This window comes from [Erwinia] mediterraneensis (assembly GCF_900604315.1).
GTDB classification, from domain to species: Bacteria; Pseudomonadota; Gammaproteobacteria; order Enterobacterales; family Enterobacteriaceae; genus Pantoea; species Pantoea mediterraneensis_A.
In genome coordinates, this window is record NZ_LR026978.1 from 1,529,169 (window position 1) to 1,552,647 (window position 23,479).

A 23,479-nucleotide genomic window follows, 5' to 3' on the forward strand; every position below is an offset into this window, starting at 1 on the left:
GTCAGTTGATGTTTAAAATAATTTGCGCTTGCGCAGTAAATTTTCCGCTGGTTGGGCGGCTTCCCTGACTGACAGGAAACAGAATTGCTTTCCAGTTAAATGTGGCTCGGGTATCATCGGGATTACTGTTTTTCACTTCCGTTGATTTACCGTTCAGCAACATGTCGTTGCCATGACTGTCTTTAATTTTTATCCCGAGCGTATTCAGTGCGCCAGCTGCGTCTCTGACCTGAATATATTTCGCATCAGCGGAGGGCATGTCAGTAACAATGGCGGCGGTCGCGGAATAAGTACCATAATCTGTTCTGCAGCTAACGAAAAAGTTCAGATCACGTTCAATCCCGGATGGAGTCAGGGTGCGGCCAGTAACCTGATTAAAGTCTACGTTAAGGCTTTCGCTGACATTGCAAACGGGGGTACTGACCACTTTAATCGCCCCTATATTGAGCTTGAGCGAATAATTGCTGAAGGAAGGGCTTTCGACCCAGTTATAAACGCGATCGCCTGCCTCAAGCACGACATCTCCTTCTTTGTTATTTAAGGCGAGTCTTTCTTGTGTTTTATAAAATTCGACTTTATACAGTGACTGGGGCGGAATAACCAGTGCACATAATTCTGTTGGTTTATCAAAACCTTCATCAATGCATTTATGCACTGAAGTTGACGGGAAGTTGCCCCATGCGGCACCATTGGTATAAAGGAACTTAACGCCGATGCCGGGGATGTTCGTTTTATAAATGCGGGTTGCGGGATCTTGTCCCGTTAAACCGATAACCTCTTTGCCATATTTTGACAGGTTATGTTCGCAATTAACATATTTGATGCTTTTGCCAAGATTCGGCGTTACGTAAGTTTTCACTGGTGTTGTGGTGTCAGCCTCCCGATCGGCATCAATCCTGAAAGTATCTGCCGGCAACATCAGCATCCCTGGCGAAGCATCCTGCAAAATGCATTTAGCCTCTACGCTATGAATAAAAGAGAAAACAAGCAGAAAAATAAAAGATCTTAGTAAAATTTCCATAGCCATTACTCCTCTTTGCCTTCCAGTCTGGCGATAATTTCGCGTGGGAATTGTTTGATTATTTCCGGGAAACGCATGCCTGTTACTTTCACCGCAAACTCAAGCAACAGGATCACCGGGCTGCTGGGCTCCCATTCAGTAAACCAGGCGTGAAGTTCTTTAAGCCGGGCAAGGGCGTCAGCGCGCGTCTGTAATGGCGGTAAAAGCTGTGGCGCTGGCACCCACTGAGCCGTATCCTGAAGTTCCGTTTCTGCCTGCGGAAAAGCTGACGGATGCTTTTCTTCATCGGGCATGGGCTGAGACTTCTCTGGTTGTTGCTGCAGTTCTGAGGGCAGAAAAAGCTGCAGAATTTGTTCCAGCTCGGTGAAGAGAGGCGCATCCTTTCCCTGAATATCACATACTGCTTTTTTCAGATCCTGCAGGCGATACCAGGCTCGCTGTAATGACAGAGGCCCTGGCTCGCTACGCATTTTCCACTCTTCCATCATGGCTGCTGTCTGAGCCCCGGAAAACGCCGTTACGTTACTGGCAGGCCGCTTCGCATTTTCCAGATCTTTTATGGTGAGCTGCATTCCCAGGGCACGAGGCAGTTCTGTATCACGCAATTCAGTAAGAAAGCCCTGAATATTTACCAGCTCGCTCAGGGCATTGGTACGAAAAATCGGTTCGTATTCCCCCTCATCATAAAGCTGTGGATGAAGATCATGCGGAAACAGGGTGAGCAAGCGATACAGAGTGATTAACCCTTCCTCAACTGCCTCCACGCCAGTCTGACGTAAACGGCAACGCATTAGCGCAATAATCAGTCTGATATCTTTACTTTTGGCCAACAGCTTCAGGCAATCACGTTCAATATCGCTCCAGTTCAGGGGTTCCGGTGGTTCAATAAAATCACCATATTCCGCACCCTGCCGGGGCTGGAGTTTTGACTGTAATAAAATAAAGTCGGCATCGTAGTCCAGGGGCAAGCCGCAAGGCCTTTCTCCTGGCAGGGGCTGTAATATAGCGGTAAAATAGTCGTTGATTTGCATAGACAATTCCCTTGTCAGTCTTACTGTTACGATCCGTTAATTGCAGCTGCGTTAATGGTAATTCTCCGGTTCGAAGCTCATACCAAAAACAGGCAAACGCTTTTCATCTTTTGCCAGCCAGGTGGCATAGCCCAGCTGGTGGGTTCCGTCCAGGGTGGCCTGAGGAATCTCATCAGCCGCTAAAATAAGCTGGATATCCCAGGCATATTCAAATCCAGTAAAATTGCGTACCCACTCTCGTATGGTGGGCAAATCATTACCCCAGGGGCTGAATAACATATACTGGCGAAGGTTTAAGGGACCGAGAATCAAGCTGAACTTGTGCTGCCTGTCCTGCATGGCATTGCCTAAAATTGCCCCGTCACCCAACACCATTGCGGATGAGAATTGACCTAAAATGCTCTGATCCTTTTCATCCAGAAATAGCCACTGTTCACTGTATTCCTCCATGCTGACGGGAATATCAAAATAGTATTGTAAGGCGCCGGTAAGACCTTCAGGATTACGCGCTTCACGAATCAAGTGTGCTGTAGAGGCAAGACGAGCATGGACAGGCAGTAAATTACCGTCTAAATCCGCAGGATCGAGTCCGGCCAGGCTGCCAATATAAAAGGAGAAACGTTCATCACTTTTGCGATCGAGCGAGGCGGTATCCTGTGAGATAAACCAGGCGCGATAAAAAAGCGTCAGGGCTCGATGATGGAAGATATCCATAAAATCAGCCAATGCCCGATCATATTGCTCCGAACGCGAATAGGCTAACTCAGACAGATGCAGCGGCATAGCCCCCTGAGGTCCCCAGACGCCCAGCCCAAATAAATCGATCTTCAGTTTGTTCTGCTCCTCGCTAATCTGCGCTATCTCACTCGGAGCAAATGCCATATGCGCAACCTGTCCCAGCCGGAAAGGTTCCTGAGAAGGGCGTGTCGCTTTGCCGGGAGCGGGCATACCCGGTATCCATGCTGCCAGAGCGCGGAGCAGGCTGATAAAGCCCACCTTCCAGGGCGCATCCTTTTGATACCATGTCGGCAAGCGAACACCAGGGTTAGCTGATGTATCAGGCGGCGTGCGCATCAAAGACATCCTCTTCTCCCCGGACGGGCGGGCCAGCGACCAATTAAACCACGCTGCATCGAATGCAATTCTGTTTCAGTGAAAACATTAATCGCGGCATGGCGCGCCAGGTAATTCTCCATAATCAAACCGAACAGGTAAGGACTGATGCCGGAGAAACCCTCTTCATCGACGGTTAACGTACAGCGTACGCCTCTGCCGTAAACCAGTAAGCCATTACCCGGAAGGCGACGAATAACAGGCTCAGTTTTACAGCCAACCAGGCTATTGACCTGGGAAATTGAATCCTGATCTGAGCCGATAATGAACAGTCGCAGCATATTACGCAGCGACTCCCCGCCCTCTTTATGATCTAACTCGGATAAGGGCAAATAGTTGAAGCTGAGTTGCCGGATAAGCCGCCACGCGCTCTCACCAGGCGCGAAAGGGGGACGAGGGGCGCTAGGCTGATGGATAAAAGTGGCACCGTAAACAGGCACTGCGTCAGACATGCTTAACTCATAGCTGCCACTGTGAGCAATCACCCGTGGTAAATCACGATTAGTCACCATCGCCTCAACGGATAAATAACGAATATCTTCTCCGTAAGGTGCTTCATTCTGATCAACCAGTGAAATGAAGACTTCTGTACCCAGGTAGGGCGTACGCGTCTCATACTTCCTTTTCATGTTCTCCCTGACCCGCGCCTCTCTTTTTAAGGAAAAGTAACGGGCAAAGTTGTCTTGCTCGCTCTGCTTTGTCTGAAACAGTGGGTTAAAAACGACCTCTTCGCTTTTTTCTGCCTGTTGTCCAATGACTTTATTAACCGAAAATATTTCATAATCTAACGGTCGACTACGATCCGCTATAACATGAAAATCATTAAGGGAACGGTTAATTTCTATCTTATCAACCCTTTTGGGGAATAAATTAACAACAGGCGTGCAGTAGAGAAGAAAGCGTGATGCATCAATATGCCCAACCAGCGCTTGAGGTAAGCGATCCAGTAACAGGATAATTTCCACCTCGGCGGTTGGGTTTTTCTTCAGTGCGGTAGCCAGCTGGTTAAGCGTAAAAAAATAAAAGCGCCTGCGGCAGGAGAAATATTCATGAATCAAATTATGTCCATGAAACATGTTCCATGATAAAGGTAGCAGGGTCTGGTCAGGATGAAAGCCTTCAAAGGTCACAGCGTTCTCCCTGATAATTTCATCCGTAACTTTAGACTGATGAACAAAGCGAATAATCATAGCCGACTGGCTGGCATGCAACAGTTCAAAAATATGTGAAACTATTCCTTCATCTCCGGTGATATAGATCGGCAGTTTGTCCAGATGATTAAGCTGCGAAAATACTTGATCACTCTGCAATTTTAACCTCAGGCGTAATGCACCTTTCAAACGGGGATAAATGATGCGATATCTTTCCAGATTCGGTATATCGGGCGGAACGGAAGTGAGACGTGCCTCAGTGATGGTCAGTGGCCAGAGCGTGACTTCATGACCGTTACGAAACTCGCAACGTGTAATTTCATCAGGCAGAATACGGGAGAAAAAAGCGCTGTTACGCGGAATAGTATATCCCTGCGTGAGGTCCCCTTCATTTAATTTAGGCAGAAGCTGTACGACGCCCATCGAGGGAGTAGGCGAGTTGTAATTGGGATACACAACATCCAGCAAACGCTGCGTAAAACGTGGGAATTCTGCGTCCAGTTTTAACTGCGTACGCGCGGCCATAAAGCAAAAGGCTTCTATTAAGCGTTCGACATAGGGATCAGCGACTTCTATCCCGTGCATTCCAAGGCGTTTAGCGATTTTAGGATGTTTTTTTGCGAACTCAGCAGCCATTTCCCGCATGAAAGTGAGTTCCTGATTATAGAAATCAAGAAATTTTTGATCCACCGCTCCACCTCTGTCGTGCGATTTTTCCCTGTTTCTCGTTTATTGCCGAGCGCTTTCTTGCCCTTTGTCAACAAGACAAGATGTGTCAGTAATCCACGCCGAATAAATCCCATATTAACGATTTTTACTACCCTGAGAATTCTGAACGCTTTTGTCAGCACCAAATAAAAAACGTTATAATATTTCACTTCTTTGTTGTTTTCTTATTTTTAATTTTAAACTAATAATTATCTGGTGAAATATAATGATGAAATGTATCTGTATGCTTTCACCTTAATTAATTATGGAATCTCTTTGTGCTCTTTTTTATATCATGTGAATTTTGTTTGCACAATATGGAAATTTCTGAGCTATTCTGTAAGCGGTACTTTCTCTGATGGTTTTACTGCATTTAGTATTAGAAGGCAAGCTTTAGAGGAAGTCCTGATAAACTTAACTTTCTGATTTTATTATTACCAATAATTAGCTAATTAACCTTTGACTTCTTTTAAGGTGTTAAATAATGAAAAACAACGGGATCATGTAACTCATTTATTTAATAATAAAACATTTAGGTTGATTATTTTTATGGTCGGCTATTGCTTTTTATAAAAAATGGCTTACTATCAGCCGAAAATGGTGAGCAAGTTTAAACCAGAGGATAGCTTGCTCTGTGATGATGATAAATAACATCATTAGTTATTTAAGGATTATGCTGCTCTGTTTAAAACAGGGCAGCGATTAAAAGGATTTGGTAAAGGAATATGGCCTTTAATCGGAAAAATCTCTTTGGCAAGCTGGACGCTACCCTTTTCAGAAGCATTGAAAGTGCCACCACGCTCTGTAAATTACGGGGTAATTCTCATGTTGAATTAGCGCACTGGCTAAATCAGCTTTGGTATCAGGGTGATTGTGACTTTAAACGGATCGCACATTTCTTTGAAATAGATAAAGATATTATTGAGCATTGCCTGGCTCAGGCGCTGGAGCGTTTACCTGGCGGTGCCAGTGCCATCACTGATTTTTCTTATCTTATAGAGTTAGCGATTGAACAGGCCTGGATTTATGCCAGCCTTGAGTGCGCAGAGAACCGCATTCGCAGCGGCCATCTGTTAATGGCCATGTTAACCACAGTAGAGTTACGCAAAGCGCTTTTTTCGATTTGCTCTTCATTCGGGCGCATTTCGCTTAAACAGCTGACGCAACATTTTAAAGAAATCACCTGTGAGTCGCCCGAGGAAAATGAAGCGGCCGCAGACCGTATAACGCGGGCATCACTCTTACCCGGTGAGGTCTCCGGGGCGCTTAGCTGTAACAGCAAACGCGTGGGTCTGGCGCAATATGCTTTCGATCTTACTGCACAGGCGCGCGAAGGTAAAATTGATGCTGTTGTCGGGCGAGAAGCGGAAATCAGCGCCTTGATCGATATTTTGCTGCGTCGCCGCCAAAATAATCCATTGTTAACCGGTGAAGCGGGGGTAGGTAAAACGGCAGTGGTTGAAGGCCTGGCTCTGGAGATTGTGGCCGGTAATGTTCCGCCTGCTCTTGCCTCCGCACGTTTATTAATGCTTGATATCGTCGCGCTTGCTGCAGGCGCCAGCATGAAAGGAGAATTTGAGGCGCGTCTGAAAAGTGTACTTGAAGAAGCACTGACGTCTCCGGAGCCGGTTATCCTGTTTATTGATGAGATACATACGCTGGTAGGCGCAGGAGGCGCAGCAGGTACAGGAGATGCGGCGAACCTGCTGAAACCGATGCTGGCACGAGGCCAGCTACGTACCATTGGTGCCACAACCTGGAGTGAGTTTAAGCGTCATATTGAAAAGGATCCCGCATTAACGCGGCGTTTTCAGGTTCTCCAGATCTTTGAGCCTGATGAAGAGGCAGCGCTTTCCATGTTACGGGGCTTGGTGGCTCCTTTAGAAAAACATCATCAAATATGGATTATGGATGATGCGCTTCAGGCCGCTGTTCGTCTTTCTCATCGTTACATTTCGGGCCGACAGTTGCCGGATAAGGCAATCAGCCTGCTGGATACAGCCTGCGCGCGCGTAGCCGCTGCCCGATTTATGCCTCCGGTACAATTACAGCATCTGAAATGCCGGACAGCGTCGGTGGTTACTGAGCAGGCCCTGATTGAAAAAGCCGTTAATGTAGGCAAAACGCAACCTGAACGGCTGAATGCTTTAAAAAGCACTGTGGCTGAGTGTCAGAATCAAGAGAAGGTGTTAAGCCAACGCTGGTACGAAGAGCGTGAACTGGTGTCTGCACTGGTGACAGCTCGTGAGACGCTTAATCGGGCTATCGAACAGGGAAACGACGATGCCGAATTGATCAAAGCCCAGCGGCAACGGCTGGCTGAACTTGAAAACAGCCTGAACGCGCTACGCAGTGAGGCCTTGCTGGTACAGGCGGAAGTGAATAGTGACGTAATTGCTTCAGTTGTTGCCGACTGGACAGGCATTCCTGTCGGACAAATGCTTAAAGACGAAGCCTGTGTTGTAAAAGAATTACCTCAGCGCCTTGCTGAGCGCGTTATCGCGCAGGATACCGCTCTGCAACTTATCAGCGACAGTATACAAATCGCCCGAACCGGGCTGGCCGATCCTGATAAGCCTGGAGGGGTCTTTTTGTTGGTTGGTCCGTCTGGCGTAGGGAAAACAGAAACGGCATTAGCGATCGCAGCGCAACTCTATGGGGGTGAACAAAATCTTATCACTATTAATATGAGTGAATATCAGGAAGCGCATAGTGTTTCTACCTTAAAAGGCTCGCCGCCCGGTTATATCGGCTATGGTGACGGCGGTCTGTTAACGGAAGCGGTGCGCCGCAGACCTTATAGCGTGGTGCTGCTGGATGAAATTGAAAAAGCGCATCCGGATGTTCATGAAATATTTTATCAGGTGTTTGATAAAGGCGGGATGGAAGATAGCGAGGGACGCTATATTGACTTTAAAAATACTATCATCCTGTTAACAAGCAATGCGGGCAGTGAGGTTATCAGTAGTTTGTGCCATGATCCCGACACTATTCCGGACCCTGTAAATCTGACCAATGCGTTGCAATCAGAGTTATTGAAATTTTTCCCGGCAGCTTTTCTGGGACGCGTCAGCGTAGTGCCTTATTATCCACTTAATGACGAGGCCCTGAAAGTTATTGCCCACCTGCATCTGGATCGTATCGCGAAACGTTTAGGCCAGCATCAACTGACCATGAAATACAGCGATGAGATTGTGCAGCAAATTGTGAATCAGTATACCCTGGCTTCTCAGGGGGCAAGGGGAATTATTCGCTATATTGAACAAGCTATTTTGCCCGTTATAAGCCGTTATGTTTTAAACCATCAGCCAAGAAAAACAGAAAAGGCCATAACGTTAGCTAAAGAGGGAGAGGAGAAAATAACCTTTTTTATACGGGAGGACGATTAGCCGAAAGGAAAGATTATAAACATATTATTTTAATGAAAAGCGTTTATCTCTATGCTTGCCAAAAGCAGGTTTTACCAATTAATTTAAAGGATTGAAGATGAAAAGCAAAAAACTGGCTATGTACGTCGCTTTATTAAGCATGACAGGCGCATCGTGGGTTAATGCTGCTGACACGTTGCAGGAAGGTCAGGGAACAGTAACATTCAACGGTAAATTGCAAAATGAAACCTGCCGGGTAGCTGACGACTCTAAAGATATTATTGTTACCTTACCGACGCTGGCAACGGCTTCGCTGCCTGCGGCAGGTGCAGAAGCGGGTACGCAGAAATTCAGTATTAATGTAAATAGCTGTCCTCCTTCTATGTCACAGGTTGCTGCTCATTTCGAAGCTATTGGCTCTTCAGGCATGAACTCAGCGACAGGCAACCTGAAAAACAGCGCTGATGCCGCAACAGCTGCCAATAATGTCGAAATCCGGCTCTATGATTTTGATGCGAAACATCTCGCCTTAGGTAACTCCAGCGCTCCTCAGCCTGTAGAGGCGGGTACGCATACCGCATCTCTGGCTTTTTATGGCGGTTATTATGCAACAGGTGCCACGACCGCAGGTGATGTACTGGCGAAAGCGAAATTTACTCTCAGTTACCCCTGATTATTAACGTTCTTGCAAGAGTCGTACTGTATTTTATGACGGCTCTTGCTTTTATTTAATTTACACACGGATATTAAAATATAGCAATATCGTTTACGCTGCCGGAGTAGGTATGTATAACAGAAAAGCTTTTTTACTTATTGGGCTTTTGTCAATTTTTGATACTGCCAGTGCGGCAATGACGATAAGTGGAACACGAATTATTTTCCCTGCAAAAGAAAAAGAGCAAATTATTCGAACAAGCAATAAAGGGAAACAGCCTGCACTGATACAAGTCTGGGTTGATGATGGCAGCACCAATAAAGATATCAATCAGATGAAAGTTCCTTTTCTGGTTACGCCACCGGTGTATCGGGTTGAGCCCAACAAGGGGCAAAGTGTCAGGTTAATTTATAATGGCATGGCCTTACCAAAAGATCGTGAATCCGTTTTTTGGTTTAATATGATGGAGATCCCGCCGGTCGATAAAGAAAAGGCGAGCAGGCTTCGTCTTGAACTGGCCTTCAACACGCGGATAAAGATATTTTATCGTCCGGAAGGGTTAACCAGCAGTAGCGCCCATGAGGTGAACAAGTTGAGCTGGGAGATGATCAACAACAACAAGACTAAAGGTGTAAAAATAATAAACCCGACACCTTACTATTTTTCGTTCGACAGCGGCTATGTCACCACAGCTTCCGGTAAAAAGAATTTAAAAGTAGAAATGATACCGCCACTAGCCAGCAAGGTTTTCCCGTTTGAAAAATCGACCGGCAGCATTGAAGCTATCTCGCAGGGGCGATTAAGGCTGTTAAATGATTATGGGGCTGCGGTAGAAGTTGAATTTAAATATGATAATAAAAACAAACCAGTTATTGTAGTACCGTCAGATAATAACCAATAATTGATTTCTGGCGAGTTTAATGGAGTAACTCGCCTGCTGTAATTTTTTCTGTTTCACATCAGGAGTCCGAAAGTGCTCATTTCAGGAAGAATAAAGCGCCATGTAATAAAGAGAAAGATAATCTTTCCAGGGTTAACTAAATCAATCATCGCTGCTGTAACAGGTATCCTGTGTCTCTCCGGACCAGCCTGTGCATCACAGAATCATCAGGGAGTAAAAGAAGCCGACACAGATACTTCGAAAGCATCAAACATAGAGTTCAACGCCGATTTTATCCGGGGTATCGATGTTGATATATCACGTTTTTCGCAAGGGAACCCGGTTGAGCCCGGAACCTATCCGGTATTGATCAGGCTAAACGGTAAAAGCCGCGGCAACTTTATGATCAATTTTGTTGCTGATGGACCTGAGCGTAACGCGCGAGCCTGTTTTACAGCAGCAGAGTTGCGGAGTATCGGGATTAAACCTGACAGTGATAACGCGACTAACCCAGATAACGCTTCAGCATGTTCTTATATCGAAAATTTTGTTAAAGACGGGAACGTCAGTTATAACAGCGGCGACTATGAAATGGATATTTCTGTTCCGCAACTGAATATGATCAAATATCCGCGTGGCTATGTTGATCCGTCTCTTTGGGATAAAGGTGTCACTTCTGCTTTTTTTGATTATAACGTCAACCATTATAATTCTGCCCGGCGGGGAGGGAACCGGTACAGCAACAAAAGCACAAATATCGGCTGGCTGGCTGGATTGAATGTTGGTGGCTGGCGTATCAGGAAACGCGTTATCTCTTCCTGGACAAACGAAGGGAGAATGAAGAATGAAAGTATTTTCTCCTATGCAGAAACAGATGTCGACACGATAAAAAGCCGGTTGACAGTGGGTGATAGCAATACCCATGGCGATATCTTTGATGGTTACTCCTTGCGCGGAATCTATCTGAGATCCGAAAACCGCATGTTACCGGAAGCCTATCGCAATTTCGTCCCTGTCTTACGTGGCATCGCTGAAACAAACGCGCGAGTCAGAATTATCCAGCGTGATAAAACTATCTATGAAACGGTCGTTCCGCCCGGCACGTTCGAACTTGATGACATAGGTGCCATGGGGTACGGCGGGGATTTAAAAATGGTTATCACCGAAGCAGACGGAAGGGAGCATACACAAAATATTCCCTTTTCTGCTCCTCCTATGCTGCTGCATAAAGGTATACATCAGTATGGCTTAGCTGCAGGCCAATTCAGAGATAACCGAATAAGGAAAAAACCCGGGATATTCCAGGGAATCTATCAGTATGGGTTGTCGAATATTCTGACCCCTTACACTGGATTTCAGTTAGCCCGCCATTATCGTGCTGTCGTGGCGGGTAGTGCGGTGAATACCTCTTTAGGTGGCTTCTCTGCTGACGTAACCCATGCCAGCAGCAGCATTGGCAAGCATACAGTCTCAAAAGGCAACAGTTTCCGGATTGGCTATTCGAAATATCTGGCACCGACAGATACCGATGTCGTGCTGGCCGCATACCGATACTCTTCCAAAGGATATTACACCTTACCCGAGGCCACGCTTGCACGATACGGTAGCAATCACCTGTATGATGTTAACTACCGGGTCCGTAATCGCCTGACGATGAATATCGGGCAAAGACTCTGGAACAGTAGCTACCTCAGCCTTTCCGGGGCGACCTACAGTTACTGGGATAGCCGACCCTCGGTCAAACAGTTTGCCGTCACCTTTATGCAGCCGATGAAACATTTCACCTTCTCTGTTACGGCACAGCGTGAATTCAGCCGTTTTAAAAACGCGGTTAATACTTTCCTGCTCTCCATCAGCGTGCCGCTGGGACGCAATATGAGTGAGCACCCCCCTTTTAGCTCGCTCTATACATCGCTGATGCATGATACGACCAATTCAACCTCGTTTCAGCTGAATGCGTCCGGAAGCCAGGGCGAACAGAATGAGTTGAATTACGCTGTGGGAACCTCAACAGGAAAATATCACCATGGACAATCACTGGAAACGTTATCCGGGAATATAAGTTATCGCTCGCCGATTGGCCGCTACGGGATGACAGCATTGGCAGACAATCATGCATCCCGGCAGTTTTCACTGTCTGCCAGCGGTAGTCTGGTCGCGCATTCGGGAGGGGTAACGCTGGGCCCACAAATTGGTGAAGCGCCTTTTGCGATTGTTGAAGCGAAAGGGGCGACAGGAGCACGTATTTTAAATGGCTATGGCACACAGTTCGACTGGAATGGTTACGCCATCATGCCCTCTCTGACGCCATATCGTGAGAATAATGTGACTGTGAATAGCTATGGTGCTTTGAATGAGGTCGATATACTTGAAAACCAGCATACGGTTATTCCGCGGATGGGCTCCTCACTGTATGTTCGTATGAAAACAATCGTTGGGACACCTGTGATCTTAATTGTGCGCGATGAAAAGGGAGATTATTTACCTGTTGGCAGCGCGATTTACGATAAAAACGGTACAGAAAAAAGCCTTATTGGGCAAAGCGGGATGGCTTTTTTACGCGGCTGGCAGGCCGAAGATGAGGAACTCTATGTCGGAATGAATTCTGCTGAGCCTAAGTGTCATATACCTGCAGATAAAAAACTGGCGAGAAAAATAAAAGCGAATACGAATGATGTTATACAGCTGGAGGTAACATGCATTCACTAAAAAGGTTACTTGCGATTTTTTATATCTTTATCACGGTTTTCATAACTTATATTTTTTACAATAAGATCCTGTACGCGGCTCAGTCCTGTCAAAACTGTGCTTTAAGCGTCAATGTCAGCTTTGCCGGAAATTATCTGGAAGAAACATGCGAAATAAGCATCAACGGCGGAAGCTATAATGAAACAGTAAGACTGCCGACGCTTTTAGCTAACAGTCTGAGTAAGGATGGCAGCGAGGTTGGAATCCAGCCATTTACTGTCGGGTTGAAAGAGTGTCCTTTTAACAGAAATATTGCGTTAATCTTCAGAGGAAGCCTCTCTGGTGTAGACACTTTAACCGGAAATCTGATTAATAGTGACGGTCAGAGCTATGCTAAAAATGTTCAGGTGAGGCTGCGTAAAGAGAATGGAATTGCAATTAAAATTAATGATATAACAACAGCGCAAGATTATATCATTCCCGCTACGGGGGAAGAAGTCATTCACAATTATACAGCAAGCTATTATGCGAAAGGTAACGATTCTGTCACGGCAGGGGAGGTTGAGGCTAAAGCAATAATAGAAATTATTTACCCATAATCTATTCTGGTAAGTTCGTCTTAATATTATAACCAAGAAATTCTTTATGCTCTTATAGGTTGCAATAAAAATAATTATTGTGTCTCGATAACCAGCATTATAAAGAGTAACCATGTCAAAGAATAATAAGAGTTCACAAAAGTTTATAGCGAGAAATCGCGCGCCGCGAGTTCAGATTGAATATGATGTCGAAATCTACGGCAACGAAAAGAAAATCGAATTACCCTTTGTCATGGGGGTATTGGCTGATCTTTCTGGTAAGCCAGTGGATCCCTTACCGCCGTTGGCAGAAAGAAAGTTCCTGCATATTGATATCGATAACTTCGATGAGCGTATGAAAGCCATGAAACCCCGCGTTGCTTTTGCTGTCCCGAATACGCTCACCGGGGATGGGCAAATGATGGTGGATATGACTTTTGAGAGTATGGATGATTTTTCCCCCGACACCATTGCGAAAAAAGTTGCCCCACTATCACAGCTTTTAGAGGCTCGTACGCAGCTGGCGAACCTGCAAACTTATATGGATGGCAAATCAGGGGCAGAAAATCTTGTGATGGAGGTATTAAAAGATAAAGCGCTGCTTAATGCTCTGGCTTCTCAGCCGAAAAATGATCAAACAGCGGCAGAAGCTGCTGGTCAAAATGAATGGAATGAGTAACGCATATGACTGCACTAACAGAAACCGTAACAGAAAAAAACGTGGCGACAACGGTATTACAAGATGATTTTAATCTGTTGCTGGCGAAAGAGTTTAAGCCTAAAACGGAGCAGGCAAAGGCTGCTGTAGAAAGTGCGGTGAAAACCCTTGCAGAACAGGCATTGGCAAACGCCGTTATTATGGCAGACGACGCCTATAAAAATATCGCGTCAATCATTGCAGAAATAGACCGTAAGTTATCAGAACAGATTAATTTAATTTTGCACCATCCCGAGTTTCAGCAGCTGGAAAGTGCCTGGCGAGGCTTGTTTTACCTTGTTAACAATACGGAAACCGATGAAAAGCTCAAGCTGCGTTTTATGGACATCTCCAAAGATGAACTACGACGTAACCTGAAGCGTTTTAAAGGAGTGGGCTGGGATCAGAGTCCGCTGTTTAAGCAAGTTTATGAAGAAGAGTATGGTCAGCTGGGCGGGGAACCCTACGGTTGTATCATTGCTGATTACTATTTTGACCATACCCCACCCGATGTCGATATGCTGAGTTCGGTCAGCAAGATTGCTGCCGCCGCCCATACCCCTTTTATAACGGGCGCTGCCCCTTCGGTACTACAGATGGATTCCTGGCAGGAGCTGGCGAATCCGCGCGATCTGACGATGATATTCACGCAGAACCTTGAGTATGCTGCATGGAACTCGCTGCGTCAGTCAGAAGACGCTCGTTACATCGGTCTGGCAATGCCGCGTTTCCTGGCGCGCCTGCCCTATGGCATTAAGACCAACCCGGTGGATGCTTTTAACTTCGAAGAGACTACCGACGGTGCCGACCACGGAAAATATGTCTGGGCCAATGCTGCCTATGCGATGGCCGTGAATATTAACCGTTCTTTTAAAGAGTACGGCTGGTGCACCCTGATTCGTGGCGTGGAAAGTGGCGGCGCAGTTGAAAATCTTCCCTGTCATCTCTTTCCGACAGATGATGGTGGCATAGATATGAAGTGTCCTACCGAAATTGCTATTTCTGATCGTCGTGAAGCAGAGCTGGCCAAAAATGGCTTTATACCTTTGGTTCATCGGAAGAACACCGATTATGCTGCCTTTATTGGTGCTCAATCGCTGCAAAAGCCCGCTGAGTATTATGATGCTGATGCCACAGCAAATGCCAATTTATCTGCGCGTCTGCCTTATATGTTCGCCTGCTCTCGTTTCGCTCATTACTTAAAGTGTATCGTCCGCGACAAAATCGGAACATTCAAAGAACGTGAGGATATGCAGAACTGGTTGAATAACTGGATTATGAATTATGTCGATGCCGATCCGCATAACTCCTCGGTAGCCACAAAAGCGCGGCGGCCTCTGGCGGATGCAGAAGTCATCGTCGAAGATATTGAAGGAAATCCGGGGTATTATCAGGCGAAGTTTTTTCTGCGCCCTCATTTTCAGTTAGAAGGTCTTACCGTTTCTTTACGTATGGTCGCCAGGCTTCCATCCGTTAAAGGCAAAGCATAATTCATTCAGGTTTTGATATTTTATTCTGGTGTTCAACCGGAAGAATTTGTCGGTTGTTGTAGAGCTTATTACAATAACACTTAAGGAAAAGGAAGGGTAATTTACGGATGATTATAATTATCTTACTTCCTGCTATGGTTGTTACAGTTCCTGTAACATTAACCCTACGTGCTCAAGGAGAAACGAAATGGCACAAGATATCTTTCTGAAACTGGAAGGGATTCAGGGTGAATCTCATGATGTTGCACACAAAAATGAAATCGAAGTGAACAGCTGGAGTTGGGGCGCAAGCCAGCATTCTAATATGCATTTAGGAACAGGCGGGGGGGCAGGGAAAGCGACAGTCAAAAACTTCTGTTTTTCTCATTATATTGATAAAGCCTCTATAAATCTGATGAAGTATTGTCTGGCCGGGAAACATATTCCTAAAGCCCATTTCACTATTCGTAAAGCGGGAGGCTCGCCGCTGGAATATGTAAAAATGGTGTTTGAGGATGTTTTGATTACGGACGTCTCTATGGATGGTTCACATGTTGACGAGGCTCGCCCATCAGAGAATGTACAGTTTACTTTTGCCAGCGTTACGGCCGACTATATTGAGCAAAATGACAAAGGTGGTCAGGCAGGTGCGGTTTCGCTGACCTATAACATCAAAGGAAACGATCTGAGTTAATTAATGTGTTAAGCCTGAAACTTGCCATCACCGATGGCAAGTTTCAGGAACCTGGAGAATTCCTTTCTGCGGGCTTATGTATCATATAGCGAATTGTTTACGGCTCTGGCAGAACATTATGGCTGTCAATAGATGACAGCTATAAATTAATTTCGTTATTAATCGCTTGCGAGATTTTATTTATTATTAATATTAAAAAACTTAAACAGTAGGGAACGATGGAGTTTCTATGAGGCCTGTTATCATTTTATTAATGTTTTGGTTAGCGGCTACAGTATCAGGTTGTACGAACAATACGCTGTCTGGCACTAAAACAGAAAGGGTACTTGTTTTTAGCGCCGATAAAGATATTAATCCTAATGAATTTAACCAGCCTGCGCCATTAAATGTGTTTATCTACCAACTCAGAGCAACTGAGCAATTCATGGAGCAACAGGATGAATTTTTTTCGCCGGGTAAAAATCCGGCAGGTTTTGCAAAAGATATTATCGCTGCGAAAGAGATGATTATCAGGCCGGGCGAAAGGCAGGAAGTGCTACTGCCTGCTGCACCGGAAGAGGTGGCTGTTGGCCTTGTAGCTGCTTTTCGTAATATCAATAAGTCAGAGTGGAAACGAGTGATCCTGTTACAGGAGCAAAAAAAGCGCCCCTGGTATGATTTTTTTTCCTCACCCGAGAAGATGCAACTGAATATTCATCTTAAAAAATTATCTTTCGACGATAAAGTAATGGAATAAGCTGTGAAAACAAACAAAGTCGTATGGAATGAAGGATTATTTCTGCGTCCTCAGCTTTTTCAGCAGCAGGAACGTTATTTTGAATATTATGCGCATCAGCGCGCAGCAACCATCACTCCCTTTTTTTGGGGATTTGCCCGTTATGAGCTGGATAAAGAGGCGCTGACTTACGGCAAACTGGTGGTACGTTCCGGTAAAGGTGTATTGCCGGACGGTACGCCTTTTGATATTCCGGGACATGCTGAATTACCTGAGCCCTTAACCATTACCCCTGAACTGTTGGGAAAAGTTATCTGTCTGGCTGTGCCGCTGCGCCTTGATAACAGTGAGGAGACCATTTTTGATGTGCTGGATTCGGGCTCACTGGCGCGGTTTGAAGCCTTTGAAACCGAGCTTCATGACACTAATGCCATCCGGCAAGGGCCCAAACCAGTACAGCTCGCCAGGTTGCGCTTAAAGCTGATCGCTGAACATGAAATGACAGCCTCCTGGATTGGGCTCCCTTTAACCCGAATAAAAGCACTTCAGCCTGATGGCAGCGTGGTGTTGCATCTGGATGATTATATCCCCCCCGTTACCGGGTATGGGGCAAGCCCTTTATTAAATGAATGGTTAACGCACCTAAATGGCCTGGTAAAAATACGTGCCGAAATGTTAGCCGGGCGCCTGGCTGTGGGTAATGGAAAAGCCAGTGCCGAGATTGCCGATTATCTGTTGCTGCAACTATTTAATAAATATGAATCTGTTCTTGATCATCTGAGAAGCATCCCTGAATTGCCGCCCGTGACGCTTTACCTGGAACTGGCGAAGTTCGCGGCCGAACTTTCTACCTTCATCCGGTCAGAGACGCGCCGTCCCGTACGCATGCCCGGGTACGCTCATGCGCAGCTCTACCACTCGGTTTATCCGCTGGTTAAAGACCTTCATGAACTGCTTAATCAGGTTCTTATCCGGGCGGGTCAGCTTATTGCTCTGGAATATAAGGGAAATGGCATCTGGTCTGCAGTCGTGATGCCCGCGGAGCTGCGATCGTTCACCCATATTGTGCTGGCAGTCCATGCACAGCTGCCGATGGATTTGCTGCAACAACAGTTTATTGCGCAAACGAAAATGAGCGCGCCTCAGCAATTACAGGAGCTGGTCAGGTCTCATCTGCCCGGACTGGCTTTGCAATACCTCCCGGTCCCGCCCCGACAAATCCCTTATCACTCCGGTTATGTGTATTACGAATTACAAAAAGACGGCGCTTGCTGGGATCAGATAGTCAGTAGTGGGGCCATGGCTATGCATGTCGCCGGCGAGCTTCCCGGGTTAAAAATGGAACTCTGGGGGATCAGACATTGAACCATGAACGCACTGATTCCCGGGGCATAACATCAGCCATGGATAACGAACAGCCTAATCCGCAGGCGTCAGGGAAATTCCTCCTTGATGAACAAATACTGCCGGATGCAGCCAGCAGCCAGCAGGGCGAAGCATTATATGAAGGCACGTCAGGGCCAGCCATGCAGGTGAGAAAAGCTCCTCCTGTTCACCATGACAGTATTCAACAGCGTGTCAGTATGCTCAGACGCAGCAAGAATCCCTTACTGGAAGCGGCTCAACCTTTATTGCGTACATTAAGTGACCTGCCGGAGAGCGTTACGAATACACACTATGTGGCCATTTTAAAACAAAGCTTAATTAACGAAATAAACGCTTTTACCGTGGTTTGTGATGAGGTCGGCATCAGCTGGCAAAAAATGGCTATCGTCCGTTATTGCCTTTGTACCGCACTGGATGAGTCAGCACATGCCAAACCCTGGGGAATAGCTGCAGCCTGGTCGCAGAGTAACTTACTCAACCATTTTGAAGGCGACAATGACGGCGGGAACAAGTTCTTTTTGCTTATCGGTCGGTTGTCAATGAATGTGGATGAATATAGGGATGTGCTGGAGATACTGTTAAGAATACTGGGGTTAGGATTTGAAGGCCGTTACAGCATTATCCACGACGGCGACCGTCAGTTAACCAAAATCCGGCGACGTCTGCTGAATATTATTCAGAATAGCAGCGACTCGCTGCCTCCGGCACTTTCTCCTCATCCGCTGGCGCCGTATGAAAAGCGGGCACGCTTGAGTTTCTCTCTGCCGCTACGCGTTACGCTTATGGCCAGCCTGCTGATCCTTAGCGCTGCGTTTCTCATTTTTAAGTACAAGCTTTCCTCTCACTCTGCCAGTGTCACAAGCGGCATTGCAGCGCTGCAGCACATTAATGTTATCCCTGCTGTTAAACCAGCCGCGGAAAAGCTGCGTTTATCAGTTTTGCTGAAACCAGAAATTACGCAAAAACGGGTGCAGGTTTTTGAAAACAGTCGGGAAAGAAAAATTATATTTACGGGCGATGCGATGTTTCTTTCAGGTTCAGAAAAAGTGAAACCGGAAATCATCGCGACTCTGCAGCGTATTACGCAAGAGGTGCGGCGGGTAAATGGCAGCGTCGTGATTACGGGGCATACAGATGCTGTCCCCATCCGCACAGAGAAATATGCAAGTAACCAGGTACTTTCAGAAAAACGCGCCGGGAACGTGGCGTATTGGTTTAAACGCGCAGGAATCGACCCGGAAAAAATAATAATCAGGGGAGCCGGCGATACACAGCCTGTCAGCAGCAATGACAGCATGCAGGGACGGGCAAAAAACCGACGTGTAGAAATCTACGTAACCTATTAATGAGTTAAACCATGACTTCTTTTAATAGATCTTATGTGCTCAGGCTGACTAAATGGACACTGATGCTGGTGGGCCTGCTGATAATTATTTTGGCCATCGCTTTTCTGGGACCGTATCTGGGGCTTGGTGAGATGCGGCCGCTGACCAGCATCACCGCAAGAATGATGTTAAGTTTATTCGTATTGTTCTGGTTTTTTTTCCTGCTTTTCCGTCTTCCTCTTATTTTCCCGCTTCTTGCGACGCTGGGTATGGTTATCTGGGTTTTTGGTCCTTTCATGCGGGTGGGAGAAATCTCTCCCCTGGCCCCGGTGGCTGTAAGAGAGGGCATCATTATTGCGATATTTTTTATCGCAATGCTGTATAGCGTCTGGCGTTTAATGAAGGTCGTCAGATCCAATTCGGCATTGTTAAATCCTCTGGTAAAAAAACGGGACGTGCAGCCAGATGAAACAGCCATACGGGAGGTGCGCAACATTATTAAACATGCAGTGCATATCCTTAAAACCAAACAGAGAAAAATATCCTCATGGCGACTTTTTTTTACCTCACGTCGCGCTGCTGAAGCTCTGCCCTGGTATATCGCGATCGGTCCTGAGCAAGCGGGAAAGACTGCAGCAATCCTCTCTTCTGGCCAGGCTTTCCCGATTCCGGAACAGCTGGCATGTATGGGAAAGAGAAGCGCGCCTACGACTTGCTGTGAGTGCTGGTTCACTAACGAAGCGATTTTTATCGATACCGCGGGTAAATATGTCAGCGACGAGGAAAAAGCAAATAACGAATGGATTACCCTGTTAAAAGAGATAAGAAAACAGCGTCCCCTCAGACCAATCAATGGCGTCATGATGATGTTATCTGCTGCTGAGGTGATGACGCCCGATAAAGCAGCACGATATGCGTTATCCTCCCGACTACGTGCGCGCCTTGAGGAGATAAAAAACCACCTGGGCATGCATTTTCCCGTTTACTTATGTATTACGCAAATGGACAGGCTGGCGGGTTTTACCCCCTATTTTCGCACTTTGACACCCGAGGCGCGCGAGCAAATTTGGGGTTTCACCTTACCTTATGGCGAAGATAACAAAAGGATGGCAAGCGATCTGAAAGGGACGATAGAAGCGGAACTCGCCCTGCTTGAGGAGCGTATTGAACGCGGCATAACGCTACGCATGCAGGAGGAGTACGATACGGCTGACAGAAAACAGCTCTATTCCCTCCCACAGGATTTCAGCGTACTGGCTGCGGGCGTCGCTGAGATTGCCCATCATCTTTTTTTAATTTCCAGATATGAGGATACGCAAAAGCGGGCGCAGCTGCGCGGCATCTACTTTACGAGTGTCATACAACCCGGCAAAGAGCCCTTAATTAACCAGCAAACGTTGATCCAGAAATGGCGGAATTATGTTGCAGGCATTTCTTCATCGTTAGGGACTGTTGAAGAGACGAAAGCAGAAACGGGTTATGCAGCTGTAAACGATGCAAACTACAGCAAACATTATTTTCTGCAGCGTCTGTTTTCTGATCTGATTATAAAGGATGCTGCCCTTGCCGGATTTAACAGCCTCACCACGCTCCATTACCGCGCAGGAATGTTATCTGGTCATGCCATATGCATGGGCATCGTTATCTGGCTGCTTTATGGTTTATATCATAGTTATTCTCATAATAACGCCTATCTCGCTGAGATAAATAAACGGGCAGAAACAGTAAAAAAAGAGGTTGAGCATGGGGTTGACGCTACTCAGGAAGCGCTGTTGCCCGGTCTGTTACGTCTCAGTTATCAGTTACCTGTCAGCGAGCAGTTTGATATTCATCATCCCCCTGTTGCTTATCGTTATGGACTCTACACAGGCGATGTGATTCGCGCTGCCGCAGACCGCTTACATACTTTTTTCCTTCAGCGTTTATTACTGCCCGCGATTGAGGAGCAGGCAACGCTGGCGCTGAAGAAAGCCATTACCTCTGAAAACAGAGATGAACTTTATCGTCAGTTGAAAACCTATCTGATGGTGTTCGGACAGGGGAAAATGGAGCGCCACTGGCTGACAGACAGTCTACTCAGCCAGTGGCAATCAGCAGGCAGGGCAGAAGCATACGGTGACAGAAAAACGCTTGCGACTTTTATTGAGACGCTGTTGTCGGGAGCGGCGTGGCGAAAATATGGGCAGGCTGCCGATGCTGAGCTGGTTGCGCAAGCCAGAACGCTGTTGCAAAAAGAGAGTCCGGCCCGCCGGATATATGAACAATTAAAAGAAAAAATTCTTTCTGAGATAGCAGAGAACATTACCCTGAATAAGCTGACCGGCGAGCAGGACAGCGGGTTATTTACCCTTAACGATCCTCAGATGGCGCTCAGCGGCATCTCCGGTCTGTTTAGCTATGAAGGCTACCACCATTTTTTTAAAAAATATCTGAAAGAATTTATCAGACAATTACAGAGCGAAGAACACTGGGTTATTGGTACGCGGAAAATCAGCAATTCCTTACGGGTTTCGCTGCCTTTTGACCTGTCCGGCGACAAGCTTACGGAGAGTGAAACATTGCAGGATGCGGTGCTGAGGCTTTATCTGAAAGAATATGCGCGAAACTGGAGTACCTTTATCAGCAACATCCGGTTAAAGAGCGACGCGGAAGGAGAAAAGGTCGGCAATAACCTGACGTTTGATATCTATGCGCTGCGTATGATGATTGCGCCTGACTCGCCGTTAAAAAACCTGATCGTAAACCTTGTCAGAGAGACTACCTTAGCTGCGCCGTTGCCAGGAAAGGCGGGCGCGACGCAGAAGAGGATGGACGCGTTACTGCACAAGGTGGCGCAGGTGCAGGAGACGCTGGCATTTCATGAAACTAAACTCCTGCACGAGCAGCTCGACAATTATTTCAGCGCCTTACATGAGCTGGTCCGCCCGTACCCGCAGAAAGCCGCAGAAGAACATGATGACAGCCCCGGCCTGGAGGCTATTCTGGCTATGCTGCGGGAATATTACACTTTTCTGGTGATAACACGGGAAGCAATAAAAAATGGTGATATGCCACCCGTGACGGATAAAGCTCAGCAATTAAGGGCCGCTGCATTATCCTGGCCGGAACCCCTGGGCAACATTATCCTGTCACTGCTAAAAAAAACGACGTTAAAAATCAACGGTCAGATTGTCGACCATCTGAGCCATCATGCCCGGAGTGGCATTGGTGAAGCATGTCGGGCAGTGGTGGCTGATAAATACCCTTTCTCCGACAGCAGGCAAGAAGTGCAGCTGCGCGACTTTGAGCGACTGTTTGGTAAGGGAGGATTGATGGATCAATATTTTCAGTCTCATCTCGCTGACAAAGTTGAGATAGCCACAAAGCCCTGGCGCTATAAGCAGGCGATGCAGATTAGTGCGTCAGGAAAAGATATTCTCCCTTCTTTTGAGCAAGCTGCAGAGATACAACGGTTCTTTTTCCAGGGAGAGGATGGAAAAAAGCTGCATATCCCCTTTGTACTTTCCGTTGTTTTTATGCAGCCTGATATCAATGCCATTAAAATAAATGTTAATGAAAGCCAGTATAAATATAAGCATGGCCCGGTCGTCCCGGTGAATTTTGTCTGGGACAGTGCGACAGATACGCATATCGGTATGTCCATACAACCAGAGGACGTTGCTTTCAAATTTACCGGTCCCTGGGCGCTGTTACACTGGCTTGATCAGGCCGATCAGCTTAAGCAAACACCGGAGGGAAGATTACATTTGTCCTATAGCTTAACAGGCAACGTAACCACGACAGAAAAAGCAGCGACCCTGACCGGCATTAAACACGATACGGCTAAGAAGCGTCTGACATTAGAAATTACCGGATTAAGTAACAACGCTCTTTTACTGAATAAGATGTTGAGGCAGTTTCGCTGTCCTTCTGCAGAATAAGTGAAGTTTTTCACCATGCTGCCTTTATGCGCCACATTGCTGTTATCGTGATTTGGCGCCGGAAGCAAGGAGCGGAGAAT

The 23,479-nt window shown here is 46.5% G+C and carries 16 protein-coding genes; 12 read left to right on the forward strand and 4 right to left on the reverse strand.

The window, feature by feature from the left end; all coding sequences use genetic code 11:
- Nucleotide 1 precedes the first annotated feature (1 nt).
- From E0E17_RS07220 to tssF, 4 genes are read right to left on the reverse strand one after another with little or no spacing between them, the layout of a single operon-like run.
- Nucleotides 2–1,021, reverse strand: coding sequence for a fimbrial protein (locus tag E0E17_RS07220; protein WP_165446211.1), 1,020 nt, complete (start codon nt 1,019–1,021; stop codon nt 2–4).
- A gap of 5 nt (nt 1,022–1,026) precedes the next feature.
- Complete coding sequence (locus E0E17_RS07225; RefSeq protein WP_130832909.1) at nt 1,027–2,052, reverse strand: type VI secretion system protein TssA; 1,026 nt, start codon at nt 2,050–2,052, stop codon at nt 1,027–1,029.
- 51 nt (nt 2,053–2,103) lie between these two features.
- Nucleotides 2,104–3,126 (reverse strand): type VI secretion system baseplate subunit TssG, encoded by a 1,023-nt coding sequence (gene tssG / locus E0E17_RS07230; RefSeq protein ID WP_237680820.1) that lies wholly within the window; start codon nt 3,124–3,126, stop codon nt 2,104–2,106.
- Complete coding sequence (gene tssF, locus E0E17_RS07235) at nt 3,126–5,006, reverse strand: type VI secretion system baseplate subunit TssF (protein ID WP_130832912.1); 1,881 nt, start codon at nt 5,004–5,006, stop codon at nt 3,126–3,128. The genes tssG and tssF overlap by 1 nt, the downstream gene beginning before the upstream one ends.
- Nucleotides 5,007–5,749: 743 nt before the next feature.
- Here tssF and tssH point away from each other — a divergent pair.
- The 12 genes from tssH to tssM all read left to right on the forward strand — a co-directional run bounded on the left by tssH (nt 5,750) and on the right by tssM (nt 23,399).
- The gene (gene tssH / locus E0E17_RS07240; RefSeq protein WP_130832914.1) at nt 5,750–8,413 is read left to right on the forward strand and encodes a type VI secretion system ATPase TssH; all 2,664 of its coding nucleotides are present in this window, start codon (nt 5,750–5,752) and stop codon (nt 8,411–8,413) included.
- A gap of 97 nt (nt 8,414–8,510) precedes the next feature.
- The gene (locus tag E0E17_RS07245) at nt 8,511–9,065 is read left to right on the forward strand and encodes a fimbrial protein (RefSeq protein ID WP_130832916.1); all 555 of its coding nucleotides are present in this window, start codon (nt 8,511–8,513) and stop codon (nt 9,063–9,065) included.
- A 112-nt stretch (nt 9,066–9,177) separates the two neighbouring features.
- Nucleotides 9,178–9,948, forward strand: coding sequence for a fimbrial biogenesis chaperone (locus E0E17_RS07250; RefSeq protein WP_130832918.1), 771 nt, complete (start codon nt 9,178–9,180; stop codon nt 9,946–9,948).
- A gap of 72 nt (nt 9,949–10,020) precedes the next feature.
- Nucleotides 10,021–12,636, forward strand: coding sequence for a fimbria/pilus outer membrane usher protein (locus E0E17_RS07255; RefSeq protein ID WP_130832920.1), 2,616 nt, complete (start codon nt 10,021–10,023; stop codon nt 12,634–12,636).
- On the forward strand, nt 12,624–13,214 hold the full coding sequence (locus E0E17_RS07260; protein ID WP_130832922.1) for a fimbrial protein: 591 nt from the start codon (nt 12,624–12,626) through the stop codon (nt 13,212–13,214). Before E0E17_RS07255 ends, E0E17_RS07260 begins: the two co-directional genes overlap by 13 nt.
- Before the next feature lie 112 nt (nt 13,215–13,326).
- Nucleotides 13,327–13,872, forward strand: a complete 546-nt coding sequence (tssB, locus tag E0E17_RS07265; protein WP_130832924.1) for a type VI secretion system contractile sheath small subunit — start codon at nt 13,327–13,329, stop codon at nt 13,870–13,872.
- A gap of 5 nt (nt 13,873–13,877) precedes the next feature.
- Nucleotides 13,878–15,380, forward strand: coding sequence for a type VI secretion system contractile sheath large subunit (tssC, locus tag E0E17_RS07270; protein ID WP_130832926.1), 1,503 nt, complete (start codon nt 13,878–13,880; stop codon nt 15,378–15,380).
- 187 nt (nt 15,381–15,567) lie between these two features.
- Nucleotides 15,568–16,053 (forward strand): Hcp family type VI secretion system effector, encoded by a 486-nt coding sequence (locus E0E17_RS07275; protein ID WP_130832929.1) that lies wholly within the window; start codon nt 15,568–15,570, stop codon nt 16,051–16,053.
- A gap of 229 nt (nt 16,054–16,282) precedes the next feature.
- On the forward strand, nt 16,283–16,789 hold the full coding sequence (tssJ, locus tag E0E17_RS07280) for a type VI secretion system lipoprotein TssJ (protein WP_130832931.1): 507 nt from the start codon (nt 16,283–16,285) through the stop codon (nt 16,787–16,789).
- A 3-nt stretch (nt 16,790–16,792) separates the two neighbouring features.
- Nucleotides 16,793–18,133 carry a type VI secretion system baseplate subunit TssK gene (gene tssK / locus E0E17_RS07285; protein WP_130832933.1) on the forward strand — a complete coding sequence of 447 codons (1,341 nt, stop codon included), beginning with the start codon at nt 16,793–16,795 and terminating at the stop codon, nt 18,131–18,133.
- A gap of 38 nt (nt 18,134–18,171) precedes the next feature.
- Nucleotides 18,172–19,500, forward strand: coding sequence for a type VI secretion system protein TssL, long form (tssL, locus tag E0E17_RS07290; protein ID WP_130832935.1), 1,329 nt, complete (start codon nt 18,172–18,174; stop codon nt 19,498–19,500).
- Nucleotides 19,501–19,511: 11 nt separating this feature from the next.
- On the forward strand, nt 19,512–23,399 hold the full coding sequence (gene tssM / locus E0E17_RS07295; protein ID WP_130832937.1) for a type VI secretion system membrane subunit TssM: 3,888 nt from the start codon (nt 19,512–19,514) through the stop codon (nt 23,397–23,399).
- Nucleotides 23,400–23,479 lie beyond the last annotated feature (80 nt).